General features: G+C 39.5%; 18 protein-coding genes. 9 read left to right on the top strand and 9 right to left on the bottom strand.

Annotated elements, in window-relative coordinates; translation table 11 throughout:
* The first annotated feature begins 748 nt into the window (after positions 1-748).
* Positions 749-1,711 (top strand): S8 family peptidase, encoded by a 963-nt coding sequence (locus GJU40_RS16650; RefSeq protein ID WP_154309200.1) that lies wholly within the window; start codon positions 749-751, stop codon positions 1,709-1,711.
* A gap of 119 nt (positions 1,712-1,830) precedes the next feature.
* On the opposite strand, the gene GJU40_RS16645 is transcribed toward GJU40_RS16650, so the two are convergent.
* The gene (locus GJU40_RS16645; RefSeq protein ID WP_154309199.1) at positions 1,831-2,586 is read right to left on the bottom strand and encodes a polyphosphate kinase 2 family protein; all 756 of its coding nucleotides are present in this window, start codon (positions 2,584-2,586) and stop codon (positions 1,831-1,833) included.
* 107 nt (positions 2,587-2,693) lie between these two features.
* On the opposite strand from GJU40_RS16645, the gene GJU40_RS16640 reads away from it, so the two are divergent.
* Together GJU40_RS16640 and GJU40_RS16635 are read left to right on the top strand one after the other, a co-directional pair.
* The gene (locus GJU40_RS16640; RefSeq protein WP_154309198.1) at positions 2,694-2,867 is read left to right on the top strand and encodes a hypothetical protein; all 174 of its coding nucleotides are present in this window, start codon (positions 2,694-2,696) and stop codon (positions 2,865-2,867) included.
* 172 nt (positions 2,868-3,039) lie between these two features.
* On the top strand, positions 3,040-3,903 hold the full coding sequence (locus GJU40_RS16635) for a metallophosphoesterase (RefSeq protein WP_154309197.1): 864 nt from the start codon (positions 3,040-3,042) through the stop codon (positions 3,901-3,903).
* Between the two features lie 61 nt (positions 3,904-3,964).
* On the opposite strand, the gene GJU40_RS16630 is transcribed toward GJU40_RS16635, so the two are convergent.
* A complete protein-coding gene (locus GJU40_RS16630) occupies positions 3,965-5,416 on the bottom strand; it encodes a SulP family inorganic anion transporter (RefSeq protein ID WP_154309201.1) in 1,452 nt (483 codons plus the stop codon).
* 325 nt (positions 5,417-5,741) lie between these two features.
* Here GJU40_RS16630 and GJU40_RS16625 point away from each other — a divergent pair, with 325 nt between their 5' ends.
* Together GJU40_RS16625 and GJU40_RS16620 are read left to right on the top strand one after the other, a co-directional pair.
* On the top strand, positions 5,742-5,876 hold the full coding sequence (locus GJU40_RS16625; protein WP_154309196.1) for a 3-methyladenine DNA glycosylase: 135 nt from the start codon (positions 5,742-5,744) through the stop codon (positions 5,874-5,876).
* Between the two features lie 353 nt (positions 5,877-6,229).
* Positions 6,230-6,556: a hypothetical protein gene (locus GJU40_RS16620; protein WP_154309195.1), complete on the top strand. Its 327-nt coding sequence runs from the start codon at positions 6,230-6,232 to the stop codon at positions 6,554-6,556.
* Positions 6,557-6,618: 62 nt separating this feature from the next.
* Here GJU40_RS16620 and GJU40_RS16615 read toward each other — a convergent pair whose 3' ends face one another.
* Together GJU40_RS16615 and GJU40_RS16610 are read right to left on the bottom strand one after the other, a co-directional pair.
* Positions 6,619-7,263 carry a nitroreductase family protein gene (locus tag GJU40_RS16615; RefSeq protein ID WP_154309194.1) on the bottom strand — a complete coding sequence of 215 codons (645 nt, stop codon included), beginning with the start codon at positions 7,261-7,263 and terminating at the stop codon, positions 6,619-6,621.
* On the bottom strand, positions 7,250-8,125 hold the full coding sequence (locus tag GJU40_RS16610) for a VOC family protein (RefSeq protein WP_154309193.1): 876 nt from the start codon (positions 8,123-8,125) through the stop codon (positions 7,250-7,252). Before GJU40_RS16610 ends, GJU40_RS16615 begins: the two co-directional genes overlap by 14 nt.
* Positions 8,126-8,287: 162 nt before the next feature.
* Here GJU40_RS16610 and GJU40_RS16605 point away from each other — a divergent pair, with 162 nt between their 5' ends.
* The 3 genes from GJU40_RS16605 to GJU40_RS20860 all read left to right on the top strand — a co-directional run bounded on the left by GJU40_RS16605 (position 8,288) and on the right by GJU40_RS20860 (position 10,150).
* Positions 8,288-8,602, top strand: coding sequence for a winged helix-turn-helix transcriptional regulator (locus GJU40_RS16605; protein ID WP_154309192.1), 315 nt, complete (start codon positions 8,288-8,290; stop codon positions 8,600-8,602).
* 308 nt (positions 8,603-8,910) lie between these two features.
* The gene (locus GJU40_RS16600) at positions 8,911-9,453 is read left to right on the top strand and encodes an RNA polymerase sigma factor (protein WP_154309191.1); all 543 of its coding nucleotides are present in this window, start codon (positions 8,911-8,913) and stop codon (positions 9,451-9,453) included.
* Positions 9,434-10,150: a hypothetical protein gene (locus GJU40_RS20860; protein ID WP_212029877.1), complete on the top strand. Its 717-nt coding sequence runs from the start codon at positions 9,434-9,436 to the stop codon at positions 10,148-10,150. Before GJU40_RS16600 ends, GJU40_RS20860 begins: the two co-directional genes overlap by 20 nt.
* Positions 10,151-10,297: 147 nt before the next feature.
* Here the strand turns inward: GJU40_RS20860 and GJU40_RS16590 are convergent, their stop codons facing one another.
* The 3 genes from GJU40_RS16590 to GJU40_RS16580 form a co-directional block, all read right to left on the bottom strand.
* Positions 10,298-11,731 carry a glycoside-pentoside-hexuronide (GPH):cation symporter gene (locus GJU40_RS16590; protein WP_154309190.1) on the bottom strand — a complete coding sequence of 478 codons (1,434 nt, stop codon included), beginning with the start codon at positions 11,729-11,731 and terminating at the stop codon, positions 10,298-10,300.
* 536 nt (positions 11,732-12,267) lie between these two features.
* A complete protein-coding gene (locus GJU40_RS16585) occupies positions 12,268-13,356 on the bottom strand; it encodes a glycerol dehydrogenase (RefSeq protein WP_154309189.1) in 1,089 nt (362 codons plus the stop codon).
* A gap of 595 nt (positions 13,357-13,951) precedes the next feature.
* On the bottom strand, positions 13,952-14,236 hold the full coding sequence (locus GJU40_RS16580; RefSeq protein WP_154309188.1) for a hypothetical protein: 285 nt from the start codon (positions 14,234-14,236) through the stop codon (positions 13,952-13,954).
* Positions 14,237-14,366: 130 nt separating this feature from the next.
* Here GJU40_RS16580 and GJU40_RS21285 point away from each other — a divergent pair, with 130 nt between their 5' ends.
* On the top strand, positions 14,367-14,501 hold the full coding sequence (locus tag GJU40_RS21285) for a hypothetical protein (RefSeq protein WP_281350737.1): 135 nt from the start codon (positions 14,367-14,369) through the stop codon (positions 14,499-14,501).
* 25 nt (positions 14,502-14,526) lie between these two features.
* Here GJU40_RS21285 and GJU40_RS16575 read toward each other — a convergent pair whose 3' ends face one another.
* On the bottom strand, positions 14,527-15,006 hold the full coding sequence (locus GJU40_RS16575) for a metal-dependent hydrolase (RefSeq protein WP_154309187.1): 480 nt from the start codon (positions 15,004-15,006) through the stop codon (positions 14,527-14,529).
* Between the two features lie 51 nt (positions 15,007-15,057).
* Entirely contained in the window at positions 15,058-15,675 is a 618-nt protein-coding gene (locus GJU40_RS16570; protein WP_154309186.1) for an NUDIX hydrolase, read from the bottom strand.
* Positions 15,676-15,826 lie beyond the last annotated feature (151 nt).

Below are 15,826 nucleotides of genomic sequence, written 5' to 3'. Positions count from 1 at the left end.
ATGAAGGACATTTCTCTTGCTATTCCACTTAGTTTTGTCCTTCATCGGCTTGATGAAGGACATTTCCTTTGTCATTTCACTCAGTTTTGTCCTTCATCGCCCTGATGAAGGACATTTCGCTTACTTTTCCACGCAGTTTTGTCCTTCATCGCCCTTATGAAGGACATTTCCGTTGCTTTTCCATTCACTTTTGTCCTTCATCGCCCTTATGAAGGACATTTCGCTTGCTATTCCACTCACTTTTGTCCTTCATCGCCCTTATGAAGGACATTTCTCTTGCTATTCCACTTAGTTTTGTCCTTCATCGGCTTGATGAAGGACATTTCCTTTGTCATTTCACTCAGTTTTGTCCTTCATCGCCCTGATGAAGGACATTTCTCTTACTTTTCCACTCACTTTTGTCCTTCATCGACCTTATGAAGGACATTTCGCTCGCTATCCCACTCTATTTTGTCCTTCATCGCGCTTATGAAGGGCATTTCCGATGATTTCCCACTCACTTTTGTCCTTCATGACCCCGATGAAGGACTTTTCGCTTGTTTTTCTACTCAGTTCTGTCCCTCATCACCCTTATACAGGATCAAAGGGAATCCAAAGTATCTTCATAGTCATATATTGTCATTTTATATTTCATGCAAGTACAGGCAGTAATCCGTCTTCTGGCGCTTCTCTTACATCCTTTATTATGGTAAAATTCTGACAACAACTGAGTTCTCTGCTAAAGATCTTTAATGGAGGAGGAAGACAGATGAAGAATTGTGTTCATTTAATTCCCTACAAGGTGCTTGAGCATTTAGAGACAGTGAATGAAGTGCCGCGCGGAGTCGACATTATTCAGGCTCCAAAGATTTGGGATAAAACGAAAGGAAAAGGTGTGACCATTGCTGTTCTTGATACGGGGTGTGATATCAATCATCCTGATCTGAGAGACAGAATCATTGGAGGCAGAAATTTCACGAGTGACGACAAAGGAAATCCAGATATATATCTGGACTATAATGGCCATGGTACACATGTTTCAGGTACGATCGCAGCCATAGAAAACGAAACAGGTGTGACTGGCGTTGCTCCCCAGGCGAATCTCCTTATATTAAAGGTTCTTTCAAAAAATGGTTCAGGGCAATATGATTGGATTATTAAAGCAATACATTATGCGATTCAACAAAAAGTAGATTTGATTTCGATGTCACTCGGAGGGCCAAATGATGTAAAGGAATTGCATGACGCCATTAAACTGGCAATTAAAGAAAATATCCTTGTTGTTTGTGCAGCAGGCAATGAAGGAGATGGAAAAGATTCCACGGATGAAAGAGGCTATCCTGGAAGCTATAATGAAGTCATTAGTGTAGGGGCAGTCGATTTTGACAGAAACTCTTCACCTTTCACAAATTCCAATGATCAGATTGACCTTGTAGCACCGGGAGAAAAAATTACATCCACATACCTCAACGGCAAATATGCCACTCTTAGCGGGACCTCTATGGCCACCCCTCATGTGTCCGGTGCGCTTGCTTTAATAAAAAATCTATCAACAGCTGCCTTTGCCAGAAAACTGACTGAAGCAGAGTTATATGCTCAGCTGATTAAACTGACTGTTCCATTAGGCTTTTCTGCTAAGCTTGAAGGAAATGGGCTTCTTTATCTGACGCTGACGGAGCATGTGAAAAATGTCTTTCAGGAGGAAATTAAAAACAAGCTTGCTGAAGTGTAATCATGAGTGGGGATAATGCAGCAACACTCGAAACTGATTGAATATAAAGCGATCATTCAGGCTGCTTTCCGAAGGTCAAACGTTTTTTCTTACCACGGAAAGCAGCTTTTTCAATGATATTAATCCATGTCTATTTTATAATATTGATTCAGCGGGATATCCCGTTTGATGCATTCTTCTTCCAGTCTATCTGCGACAAGCTGCAGCACCTTCATTCTGGCAAAATCTTTGTCTTCCCCTTCAATTACGTGCCACGGAGCCATTAATGTATCTGTTTTGCTGATCATATCATCTGCTGCTCTTTCATAGTCGTCCCATTTCTCTCTGTTTCTCCAGTCTTCATCTGTAATTTTCCAGCTTTTTAACGGGTTGTTTTGCCTGCTTTCAAATCTGCGCAGCTGCTCCTCCTTTGAAATGTGAAGCCAGAATTTCATGATGATAAAAGAATGACTACTATATAACTGTTCAAAATGGTTGATTTCCTCATAGGCCATTGCCCACTCTTTTTCTTTCGCGAATTGCTCTACTCTTTCAACCAGCACTCTGCCGTACCATGATCGGTCAAAAATGCCGATTTCACCATACTTAGGCATGTTCACCATAAAACGCTGCAAATAATGACGGGCTTTTTCTTCAGCCGTTGGAGCTGAAACAGGGTGAACCTCATAGCCTCTGGGATCAAGTCCTTCAGTCAGCCTTTTAATCGCTCCGCCCTTTCCAGCAGCATCCCAGCCTTCAAATACAAAAATACAGCCGATACTATGATCAACCAGTGCACGCTGCATGCCAAGCAGTTTGATTTGCAGCCTCTTCATTGCTTTCTTATATTTCTTATCAGGGACTATTCTTTGTGATAAATCGATATCTTTCAGCATAGTAAACCTCCTGCACTTTTTGTACATTTCTTTACCCTTTGTGAGATTATATCAATCAAAATTATTCCTTACAAAAGTTGCATATCCTACATAGCAGGAGGTGTATCATGGTTAGATTTTTCAATCCCGCTGATCCCGAGAAAAAGAACAAAAAGGGTGAAGACGGCCAATTGCATGGCGGTTTAATGGAAAACATTGATTCCGTCTCAAATGCCCTCTTTGATGCAGTGTCGAATGATGAAGATCAAAAAATGCAGGAACCCCAAAAAGGCAGCGAATAAGCTGCCTTTTTTGTTGAGTGCCGTGAAGGCTGTTCAACTAGAAGGAAGGATTCCAAGCCTCATAGAGAAACAAATATCGACTTTTTCTTTAGCTGTTTTAGTAAAGGTGATTGCTATTAATCCCAAAATTTATCAAAATAAGAAGTAATCAGCATTGCAGAGAGGTGAGATCATGAGGAAACGTATAAGATTATCATTGCTGATTGTCTTCTCAGGCGTTCTTTTGCTGGGTACCTTCTTTTATATTCAGAATAACGGGATTGTAACAACGGAAATGGTCATTTCTTCTGAAAAAATCCCATCAGATTTTGAGAATTATAAGATCGTACAATTATCAGATTTACACAGCAAATCCTTTGGTAAAAATCAAAGACAGCTGGTTGATAAGGTAGAAAAGCTGAACCCGGATATCATTGTATTTACAGGTGATCTGGTTGATGCCAATAGATATGATGAAGACATCAGCCTGTTATTAATGCAGGAATTGGTGAAGCTTGCGCCGGTTTATTTTGTTACAGGGAACCACGAATGGTGGTCTGGTCATTTTGATACCTTAGAGGAAAAATTGCAAGAAACAGGTGTGCATGTGCTAAGAAACTCAACTGTTTCTATTTTAAGCGGGGAAGACAGCATCTTGCTGACAGGAATTGATGACCCTGCTTACCCTGCTTCGTCACAGGAAAGCTATGCGGAACAAAGCAGAATAGAAGAAAATATCCTTTCTTCTTTAGATGGCAGTGAAAAGGGACATTTTCATATCCTTTTGTCTCACAGACCGGAAATGCTTTCCCTTTATTCACAATATGATTTTCATCTGGTCTTTTCAGGCCACGCACACGGAGGTCAGGTAAGAATTCCATTTGTCGGAGGGCTGATCGCTCCCAATCAGGGTTTCTTGCCGAAGTACACTTCAGGCAGACACAAAGTAAAAGACACTGTTATGATTGTCAACAGAGGTCTTGGAAACAGTGTGATTCCGTTGAGAATTTTTAATCAGCCGGAAATTGTCTCAGTGACCCTCTCATCAAATTCCTGATAAGCAAAAAGGACTCCGGCATCATGCCGGAGTCCTTTTATATGATTGCTCTCAGCCTTTCTTAATGACCGGGAAACTTTACATTTTCTGTTTTATCATAAACAGCTATTCTTTTTACAAGGGCAGAGCTCGGCTCATTTAACCCTGTAATATGAACAGCAATATTGCTTTCCCGGAATTTAAGCACAATTTTATCAATGGCTCCCACACCTGAATCATCCCATATTTGTGCTCCGGAGAAGTCAATCATGACTTCTTCGATGCCGTTTTCTTTAAAGTTAAAGCTTGCAACAAGGTCTGTGACAGACGCAAAAAATACTTGTCCCTTTACTGTATAAGAACGGCTGCTTCCCTTAAGCTTGCTTGTTACTTGAACTTTTGAAATTTTGGCCACAAAGAAAATAGCGCTGAGAAGAATACCGGCAAAAACGCCCTTGGACAAATCATGGGTGTAAACAACAGTAGCTACCGTAACAACCATCACAATTGAATCTGTCACAGGAACCCTTCTGAAAGAAAGCAGTGATGACCAGTTAAAAGTACCGATGGAGACCATAATCATAACTGCTACAAGGGCAGGCATTGGAATTTGTACAACCAGGCCACCCAGCACAATAATCAGGAACATGAGGAAACTTCCAGCAACCAGAGCAGATAAACGCCCTCTACCTCCTGATTTAACATTAATAACAGATTGGCCGATCATGGCACACCCTGCCATCCCGCCAAAAAACCCTGCAACAATGTTCGCAATACCTTGTCCGCGGCTCTCTCTGTTTTTATCACTTTCTGTATCAGTCATATCATCTACAATTGAAGCGGTCAAAAGCGATTCTAGTAAACCAACAATGGATAGTGCAAGTGCGATTGGAAAAATAATTGAGAGTGTTTCCAGGTTAAGAGGCACGTCAGGAATAAAAAAAGCAGGCAGGCTTTGTGTAATAGTGCCCAAATCCCCTACTGTCCGAACCTCAATCCCGCCGTATATCACGAGAGCTGATATGGCAACGATCGCTACAAGAGGAGAAGGTACAGCTTTTGTAAATCTCGGTAAAATATAGATAATGGCAAGTGTTGCACCGATCATCACATATGTTATGCTGGAAACTCCGATAAAATATGGTACCTGGGCCATAAAGATCAGAATGGCCAGCGCATTAACAAACCCAATCATAACGGATCTTGGGATAAACTTCATAAACCTTGCTACTTTAAAATAACCTAATAGAATTTGGATTATTCCGGTTAGTATGGTAGCAGCAAACAGGTACTGCAGGCCATGGTCCTTTACAAGTGTAACCATCAGCAAAGCCATTGCTCCGGTTGCGGCAGAAATCATTCCTGGGCGGCCGCCTACAAAAGCAATTACAACAGCAATACAAAATGAAGCATACAATCCAACCATAGGATCTACTCCGGCAATAATAGAAAAAGCAATAGCTTCTGGAATTAATGCTAGTGCGACAAGTATTCCCGATAGAATATCGCCGCGCACATTTCCGAACCACTCCATTTTTAGTTTTTGAATATTATTCAAAATTCTCACCTCATCAATTATTTATTTGCTAAAAAGACTTCCTCTCTCTAAGAAGTCGGGTCCGTTAGTAACAGAGAGCATCATACCACATTTTTGAAAAAGCGAAAAACCCTATGTATGCGTTAACAATTAATTGATTCTCTTTTTTACTTTCTCATACTCTCTTTTTCTCTCAAACCCTTATCTGCAACTGATGCAGATGCACTTGCTTTACCGTCACAAAGCTGTATACAGCAACTTGTTTGTCCCCCTGTAAATCGGGTACTTATATAAGACCAGATACTTTAAGGAGGAGAAAAAAATGGCTGAAAATAAAGAACAAAACCAAAATCGCAGCAATAATAATGATTCTGTAGAACAGGAAAAGAAAAAAGAGCATAACATGGACATTAGTCCTCAGCGCTCTTCTGGAGATGAGAAGCCTCAACAGCCTTAGACCTAAACAGCAGCCTGCCCATAAATGGGCAGGCTGCTGCTTTTATTTTGCAATTACTTCTTCTGCTTCCACAGAGAAACCTCAAAACTGTCAGGAATTCCTGCTATATCATTTATGAGAAAAGCAAATAAGCAAGTACAAACAAGACCAGCACAATTAGAGCAATCCATGCAAATGATGAGCTAAACATCGTTGAATATCCCCCCTCATGTAATTTGGGAAGGTGCTCCCTCTATTATCTTATGAAAGATAACAGAAGGTGCTTGGACAATTTTTAGGTATGTTTACCCATTTCTATTCTACTATCTCCCTACTATAATAAGAAAGATTATAGGAGAGAAGGAGAAATTGATATGAAGAATTCCACACCTTGCCCGAACTGCCAAGAGGAAATTACAATTGAAGATTTTGCAAAACAAGATAATCATTTCAAATTAGCCTGTCCTTATTGTGAAGCAAAAATTAAAGAAACAGCACTTACTTATATAATTCTTCCTGCAATGGTCATTTCAGCACTGGTTTTTTTTAGCGCGACAATCTGGATTAAAGAATCCTTTGAAGCACTTCAAAATGTTCCGACAATGCTTGTATTTGTTGGATTCCTGCTTCCTTTTTACTTCCTTTACCAAAAGTACTATGCCGCCTTCATCGTGAACAAGGGCAGCTTTAAAGTTAAATAACCTTAGAATATGCTAAATATAAAAAGCCTTGCTGCAAATTTTTGCAGCAAGGCTTTTTTCAGTTATTCAGCAAAAATGACTCTTTCATCAAGAGGCATAAATTCTTTGTCTCCTGCAGGTGCAGCCGGTTTACCAAATGGCATCTGTGCGATAAGTTTCCAGCTGTCCGGCAAATTCCATTCCGCTCTCACATCTTCATCAATTAAAGGATTGTAATGCTGCAGTGATGCACCTAAGCCCTCAATTTCCAATGCAGTCCAGATCACAAATTGCAGCATCCCATTAGATTGCTGTGACCATAGGGGAAAGTTGTCTTTATACAGCTCAAATTGTTTTTGAAGTGATTCTACCACTTCCTGATCTTCAAAGAAAAGCACCGTACCATAAGAGTTTTTAAAGCTTTCCATCTTTTCCTCAGTGGCAGAAAAAGATTCTGCAGGCACAATATTCCGCAGAGTTTCTTTCGTCAACTCCCACAGCTTGTCATGCTGATCGCCAATTACCACAAGCACCCTTGCGCTTTGTGAGTTAAATGAAGATGGTGTATGTTTGACTGCATGTTCAACAATATCTTTAAGGCGCGTATCAGACACTGTCGATTCTTTGCTCAGTGTGTAGATTGATCTTCTATTCTCTACTGCTGCCTGAAAGCTTTCTAAATTAATAGTCTCATTTTCTTTCCCTGTTACTTTATCAAATATTCCCATTTTCCTCATCCTTTTCTTCTATGATTAGTTGGACAGTGATGCCGGAGTGGTCACTTGCAAATATGCCGTCTTTTCTTTCTTCTAAAGCAATACCAAGCTCTTCTAGAGCATATATTGCCTCTCTTCTATTTTTTTCTGAGGGATAGAAGATACTTAGATAATCAAGTCCTGATGACTTTTTGCCGGCAGGGGAAGCTCCTTCGCTGTTCCAGATATTTATCCCTATATGATGGTGATACCCTCCGTGAGAAAGAAATAACGCTGCATCGGCATATTGGCTTACAGTTTGAAATCCCAGGGCAGAATAAAAAGCTTCTGCTTTTTCCAAATTGTTTACGCTTAGATGAATGTGTCCTATCACAGTTCCTGAAGGAAGGCCCTCCCATTTAGACTTTGTTTTTTGGCTAAGCAGGTTCTCTGCATTCAGTGCTTTTGTAGTCATTTGTACCTGACCGTTTCTCCACACCCAGTTTTCCGAAGGTGTATCTGCATAGATTTCTATCCCGTTTCCTTCAGGATCCGAGAGATACACTGCTTCACTTACTTCATGATGTGATGCACCCTGAAGTGGATAACCCGTTGTTAAAAGATGCATGAAAACATCGGCTAAATTTTCTCTGCTTGGCACTAAGAAAGCCACGTGATAAAGCCCTGCAGTTTCTTTGCGTTCTTCCCCGCCCTGCAGCTGTACAAGTCGCAAAAGCGGCTCATTGCTTTCCACTCCCAGCTCTGCACTCTCCTCTGTTTCACTGAGCACCTTTAACCCAATTACCTCCTGGTAAAAACGTAGACATTCCTGGAGATCTAAAACTCTTAACACTGCTAGTGCTGGTCTTATCGTTGAAGTTGTATGAAAGCTCACTTGCGTTCCTCCTTTCTTCTTAAATAATCCTATTTAACACTTACTTAATGTAACTAAATTTATATACAATACTTAATTACGTCAAGTATATAAATTCCTGTATGTATTTATTTTATTTTTAGTTATTTGTTATATAATAGACCTATAGGGGTGAAATAAAACATGACGGATTCTTCAATTTGTCCCAAGTTTGAAAAAGCCATGAGTATCCTAAGCCAGCGCTGGACAGTACTGATTATCCATCAGCTTATGTCAGGGCCGCATCGCTTCTGTTCCATTGAAAATTCCATTTCAATCAGCGGCAGGGTTTTGTCTGAGCGGTTGAAAGATCTGGAAAAACAACAAATCATCAAGCGGGAAGTTATACCGGAAACCCCGGTGCGCATTCTTTATTCCCTCACTGAAAAAGGCCATGCGCTTAAGCCTGTGATAGAAGATATTGAGAAATGGTCAGCTGAATGGGTAGAAAATGAATAGGTAACCCTGTAACCGCCGTCTTTGCCTCCAGAAAATACATCAATAATAATAGCAAATATAAGATGCCTTGAAGCAGCTGTCTTGGGGCATCTTTTTTATTGCAGTATTAAAACCCTTCTTCCCTGCATTCTCTTCATCCCGATTTACATAGCTGAAAATGATATATTTCCCCTTCTTCAACTCTTCCTGTAAAAACTACTTTACCTTCTGCTTCAATAAAGGATCCACTAAAATATTATTGTTGAATAAATTGAAACCTTTAAAATGTTTAATCGACTAATTTGTATCAAAAACAAAGGGGGGAGATTATGAGCGAGGATTACGGGGATATAGAGGATTTATATGAAAGGTATTTTGATGATGTGTATCATTACTTATTATTTTTTACTAACAGCAAAACAGAGGCTGAAGACCTGACTCATGATACATTTGTGAAAGTCTTGAAAAACCTGGATAATTTTAATCATAAATCTTCTATAAAAACTTGGATTTTATCCATTGCCAAACACACCAGTATTGATCATTATCGAAAAAAGAAATTTATTTCTATTTTACCTGGTGCATTAACTAATAAAGAGCAAAGCAAGTATGGCAATCCCCAGCATGAATTAGAACATCATCAAAACTGGGAAGCATTACAAAAGGCACTATTACTGTTAAAGCCTGACTATAGAAATGTAGTGATTCTACGAGGTTTAAAGGAATACTCCATCAAAGAAACTTCAGAAATTCTTAATTGGAAAGAATCAAAAGTGAAAGTGAATTATCACCGTGCAATCCAACTTTTAAGAAAGCATCTGCAAATGTCAGAAAAAGGAGCGGAGAGATTTCATGAAAAAGAGAGTAGATGACAATTTCTTAGAGCCTTTGAAGAATAGGCCAGGGTTAACTTCTTTAAAATTTAAACAGGATCTTAAAAAGAAGCTTTTAAGGGAAGCATCTCAGAACAGGAGGAGTCGTAAATTTAAACATCTCCTCCCAAATCTTCTAACAGCAGCTTTACTATTTCTTAGCATCTATGCACTTCAAGATGCAATCCGTGGAATGATTAATAATGATTCACTTTCACATCATGGAAATAAATCAGTTCCGTTACATGATAGCAGAAGTTCAAACTCATCAAATGAAAAAAACGTGGATGACTTTGACTTTACCTTAACAGAAGAAGAAATCAAAGCTTATAGAAGTTTTTCGAAGAATCTAAATGAACAACACTTAAAAGGTCTGAATCCTTTAAGTGTAGCTAAACTTTATGTTCAAGCTAATTTAGACCAACGATTTGATGTTACTTATGCTTTGTATACAGATCGACAGGAACACATACTGTGGACGAAAGAAGAGAATGAAAACCTTCCAGATTCCGATATTGAAAATACACAAAGAATATTCAAAAATATAGAAAAAGGAGAATTTATACAAACGAGTGATTTTGAAGGTTATATTAAATATTATAAGGATGATAGTAAGTCACCTGAGGCTATGATGGGCTTTAGTATGATAAAAAATGAAAACGGAATTTGGCAAGTAGGATTTATGCCTATCCAATAGGATTTAAATTGAAAAGAGTATTTAAAGGCAGGCGCGTCAAAAAAGACATGTTAAATATTTAAAGAGTTTCGTCCTGTACATGGCCAAATAAATGCAAAAAAACAGGCTGACTCACCAGACAGCCTGCTCTTGCTCATTGGATTAAAATTAATAGATTTCTCCTTTTTCCAATTGACGGTTAATCTTCTGGCGGTTTTCAAGCTCTCTGACAACTTTGTCATAGGTTTCGTCGTCCAAGTTATAAAATTTAATATCAATCATGGCCAGGATCAGCAATATAATAGGGACAACAGTTGTTGTAATCAAAATACCTGTGAGCGAGGTTTGAGTTTGTACTTGATTTGCAACATAGCCAAATTGAGTAAGAACTAAACCAGGAATAATTCCTCCCAGTGCCATACCGAATTTGAAGAAAAAGCCGACGATTGCATAAATAAGCCCACCCATTCTTTTGCCTGTTTTAAACTCACCATATTCAATGGTTTCAGGAATAAGAGCCCACATAAATCCACCTGCTGTCAGCGCTCCCGCTGCTGCTACAAGACGGGCAATCAGGATAGCTGCAATCATGGTTGGAGGTATGAGGAGAATTCCCAGCAACCCAACAATTGTCACTGCCAGTGAAATGTAAAGAAGTTTCTTCTTCCCCAGCTTTTTGTTCAGCCACGGAATAAACGGCAAAATCGCAAATGCAGGCAGTGTACCAATTAAGCCGTACCATTTAACAAGCTCAGGGCTGTCCATGTTGTACGTAACGTAGTAAATTCCAACAGAGTTAATGATAGAATTCACGCCAAAAATGATGATGAAAAAGATACTTAAAACCACTAGAGGACGATTCACTCTCAACTGTTCAAATATATCAGTTGGTTTAATTTTATAGTCAGTCTGAACCACTTGGACACGTTCTTTTGTTGTCTTGAAAGTAAAGAGAATTAATAGAGTTCCAAATACCCCCAGTATCCCCATTGTGATCTGCCAGCCAAGAGCAGTATTGTTCGTGATATTTCCAATATAAGAAGATAAAAATGGAACGGAGAAGGAGACAATCAATCCGCCGATATTAGCGAATATCATCCGGACGGAAGTGAGTTTGACCACTTCATCATTATCACGTGTAATTGCTGAAGTTAGTGCGCCATAAGGCACATTGATAAATGTATAGACAACTGTTAAAGCTGTGTAAGTAATATAAGCATAAACAAGTTTTCCCCAGTCATTAAAGTCAGGAGTTGTGAAGCAAAGAACTGCAAGGATGGCGAATGGAACCGCACTGTACAGCAAATAGGGTCTAAATCTTCCATACTTTGTGTTGGTTCTGTCTACCAAACTGCCAATCATAGGGTCATTGATTGCATCAAAAATTCTGACGACCAAAAACATTGTCCCTGCTGCTGCAGCAGAAATTCCAAAAACATCGGTATAGAAGAACAATAAATAAGTAGAAACAGTGGCATAAATAAGGTTACAAGCCAAGTCTCCTGATGCATAGCCAACTTTTTCTAAAGCGCTTACTTTTACACTGCCGCTAGATTCTGCCGCTGTTGAAGTCTCTTTCTCAACTGTTTGAGCTTCTCTCATAATGATGAATCACCTTCTTGTATTTTTTTTGGCCTACAGTCTTGTTGCTCTCTTACTGCCATTACAAAATTCACTCTGCACACAACTTTGTAAATGCTTACAATTAAGATGAAAGATTCTTTCATTTTGCTTTAAACAACATTATACGGTAATAGCAATATAGTTTGTTTATTCAATAAACAAACTAATAATTTAAATAATATACTTCGATCGTTTTTTTGTCAACGTTTTCATTCTGCTTAAGTGACTGTGTTAAAAGAAAATTACAATCCATTTATGAATTGCGATAGTCCAGGTATCTCTCCCCTTCTCTTTACATACCGCCAATCCTTGCTGAAATGGCTTTTTTATTCCAGAAGATGCCCTTCTCTATATATGTTAGATGCAGAAGATCATCCATTGTAACATAAAAAAGCAGCCCAATATATCAATATATTGAACTGCTCAAACGTATATAAGTTATCTGAATGCCTATTTTATCACCCAATACAAAGGCATGGGCTAACTGTATTTTGTAATAGAAAAATTTGAGGAATTTAGCTGCTTAGCTGGTCAACAGCAAGAATAGCGTTTGCTACATCTTCTGCACTAATATCCGCTGACAAGTTGCCCATTGTCTCCCCTGCCTGTGTAGAAGCTTCTCCGACTCTTAATAATTCTTCATATGAGACTCCCTCAAGGTGAAGATCTTTAAGTGTCGTTGGAAGACCAAGTTCTTTGTAGAAAGAAATATACTTTAACAATTCTTCTTCTGGATGAAGTTCGAGCATTAACTGTACAAGGGTACCGTAAGCTACTTTTTCGCCGTGTGTTAAATGGTGAATGTCTCCTTCAAGAACAGTAAAGCCATTGTGAATTGCATGAGCAGCGGCCAGCCCTCCGCTTTCAAAGCCCAGTCCGGAAAGCAGTGTGTTCGCTTCTACGACTGCCTCTACCTGTGGTGTTACAAGCCCCTTTTGTACAGCTTTGTAAGCTGGCAGTGCGTATTGAAAGAGCGTTTCCTCACAAGCCCTTGCAATGGATGCTGCGGCAATGCTTGTCCGCCCGCCCGCCATTGCTGAGCCGCCGCTCTTAATAGTTGCTCTGGCTTCCACCCATGTTGCCATCGCATCTGCGATTCCCGAAGCAAACAGGCGGGCAGGAGCTTTCGCAACAACTGCAGTATCCACAAGAACAAGATCAGGATTTTTATTATAAAATTTATAAGATTCAAAAACACCTTCATCAGAGTAAATCACAGACAAAGCACTGGTAGGCGCGTCTGTTGAAGCGGTGGTCGGTACAATGACAATGCCTGTATTCAAGCCATCTGCTACTGCTTTGGCAGTATCAAGAGTTTTCCCGCCGCCAATGCCGATCACAAAATCAACTTCGTTTGTTTTTCCCTCTTCAACGATCCGGTTTACTTCATTAAAAGATGCTTCACCATTAAAACTGACAAAATGATACTCTATACTCTGTGTAGAGAGGCTGTCGGAAACCACATCCTTCGTTATGTCCCACACAATTTCATCTGAAAGCAGCAAAGGCTTGCTTCCCAGCTCTTTTACATTCTCACCTAACTCTTTTAGTGCACCTTTTCCTTGAATGTACTTATTCGGAGATACAAAAACGATATTTGCCATTATTACGTGCTCCTCTCGTTTTATATGTTTGGTGATTACGATACTATTATAAAAGAGATAAGGGATGATTCAAAATGATATGGCAGCCATTCACAAAAATTGAATTGATTTCAAAAACTCTATTGCAGTTTTTATTTTGATTTTTCACCAGTCATTTTTGTTGATTAATCATCCCGCTGTACCTGAAGAAATAAAGCCAAACCGGTAGGATGATCACTTGGAGGTTTTGTATGAAAGAGTGTCCCATCAGGGGAAGGATGAGCCATTGTAGAAAATAAACGGAGCTTTTCCGGCTACACCCAGAAAAACGCTTTTTTGATTAAATATAAGGGATACTTTTCCGATTATGCTAGTGAAAAACCATCCAATTTAAGCTTCTAGGAGTCAATAGACGGAATGTCTCCGGCTATTCAGGGCTTTTTTCATGAATTTTCCTCAATAAGCGAAAATGTTACGCTTATTGAAATTGAGATGCTGAACCAGAATTTTAGACTTGGAAATTCTGTTCCAAAAGGGCAGTCAAATCAACTGCACCTTTCATTCAATATCAGCAAAAGGTATTTAACTCTTTCCACTGCTACTTTAGTAACTGAATTTACTTCTTTTTTGAAAAATAAAACCCTGGCCCATTTTCTTGTGGAACAAAACCTGTGGAAGCTAATGAGTTTTCTACTATATTTTGTTCTTCTGCTGTTATAACTACTTTAAGGTTTCTGCCATCTCTAACTTTATCTTCCATTGCTTCTTGTTCTTCTGCTGTAAAAACATTCATTTTATCTCCACCATGAATATCAACTTGTTCTTTTGCTAACACACCACTTAGTCCAAGAAATAATGAAAAAACTCCTGCAACACCCACAGTAAACGCTGAAATCTTCATGTACACACTCCCTTTTACCAATTTATGGTTACTTTTCTATCATATTATAGCATAAAACAATTTACTAGCATCTTTTGATGAAATACTTCTGCGTTAGTTGTATAGCCATGTTCTATTTACTATTAACAGGTTGAATAATGTAAGTATCAGGCCGGTTGCAGCACGCAATGAATTGCTGATAGGTGTGCACGAGGCAGCAGGAGAGTCAGAAGATGTTGTAGCGCAGTTTTTGAAAGACTACAGCAAAGGCGAAATACTTGAATAGAAAAGGAGCCAGCTGGCTCCTTTTTCTACAAATAAGCTACAACCAGATCTTTTCCAAAATAAATGGTCAGCAGTGATAAAAGAAGCAGAATCAGCTGCTCACCAGCTCCGCCTGTTTTCATTGTCATTGGCAGACGGACGGTTAACGAGAGCGGGTAAAACAGCTTGATTCCGTTCTTCGTGCATGCATCCAGCAGCAAATGGCTGGCCATTCCTGCAAGTAAACCGGCCCTGATATCAGCATTGCTAATCAGGAAAGTAAACAGCATATTCGCCAATATGAGAAATAGGAGACTGTGTGTAAAAGTTCTATGTCCAAAAATAGTATTCACTGCTTTCGAGAGCAGGGGCATTTTCCTTCCAATTTTGCTGCCTCCATGGCATATGTCGGGAATCAGGGCTCCAAGCGCTGCAGCACTGACTGCAGCAGCAGGATCTCCCTGAAAAAAGTGTACAAAGGCCGCTCCAGCAGCGACTCCGCCTATAATATGTGTTTTACCTGTCATCTTCTCTACTCCTTAAGTGTTTTTCTAGTTGTCTGACTATCTATGAAACGATTAATCCAGCAATACGCTCCGCTCCGGATTCTCTAAAAATTCAAACAGAGTCTGTATCTGATTTTCAGTATTCCGCTCGACAGATAGCTCTGGAAGTTCATCCACTGCAAAGAAACCGACCCCTTCTGTTTCCATTCCTCCGGATGCTTGTCCGCCTGTGATACTGCAAAGAATAAAAATTTTATATGTATGATAAGGAGACGGAGGATGGGGATGACATTTTTTATCAAGAACGCCCAGCAGTCTGACTGCTTTTGACTCAAACCCGGTTTCTTCCCGAATTTCTTTTACAGCCACTTCTGAAGGTGAAAAACCGATATCACCCCAGCCGCCAGGAATCGACCAGCATCCATCGAGCTTTTCTTTTACAAGAAGAATTTTACCTTCCTTAAAAATTACACCTCTTACGTCAACTTTAGGTGTTTGATAGCCGGTTTCATTGGTAAACAGCTTCACCACTTTTTCCATCGGTTCTTCAGTGTATTCACTCATAATATCTGCGCTGATCTTCCTAAGCTGATGAAACCGTTCAATGTCATACATATCTTTAGAATATTCCAATCCAGCCTGTGCAATTGATTGAATCTCCTTAGCCCATTCAAGCCATTTCATACTCATTCTTATCCTCCTCCTGCACTGCCCGACTGCACTTTTTTCCTTTGCAAAACAACTTTTGAGTTTTGCCGGCTCTGTGCTCTTTCTCCTTATGGCGGTGTTTTTGTCAATTTTATTTCTTTAAATCAGGCAGTTCTTTCACCTCTTATGCATT

This window comes from Metabacillus lacus, from assembly GCF_009674805.1.
GTDB classification, from domain to species: Bacteria; Bacillota; Bacilli; order Bacillales; family Bacillaceae; genus Metabacillus_C; species Metabacillus_C lacus.
Note: the sequence above shows the minus strand (reverse complement) of the source record. Positions and strands in the feature narration are given on the sequence as shown.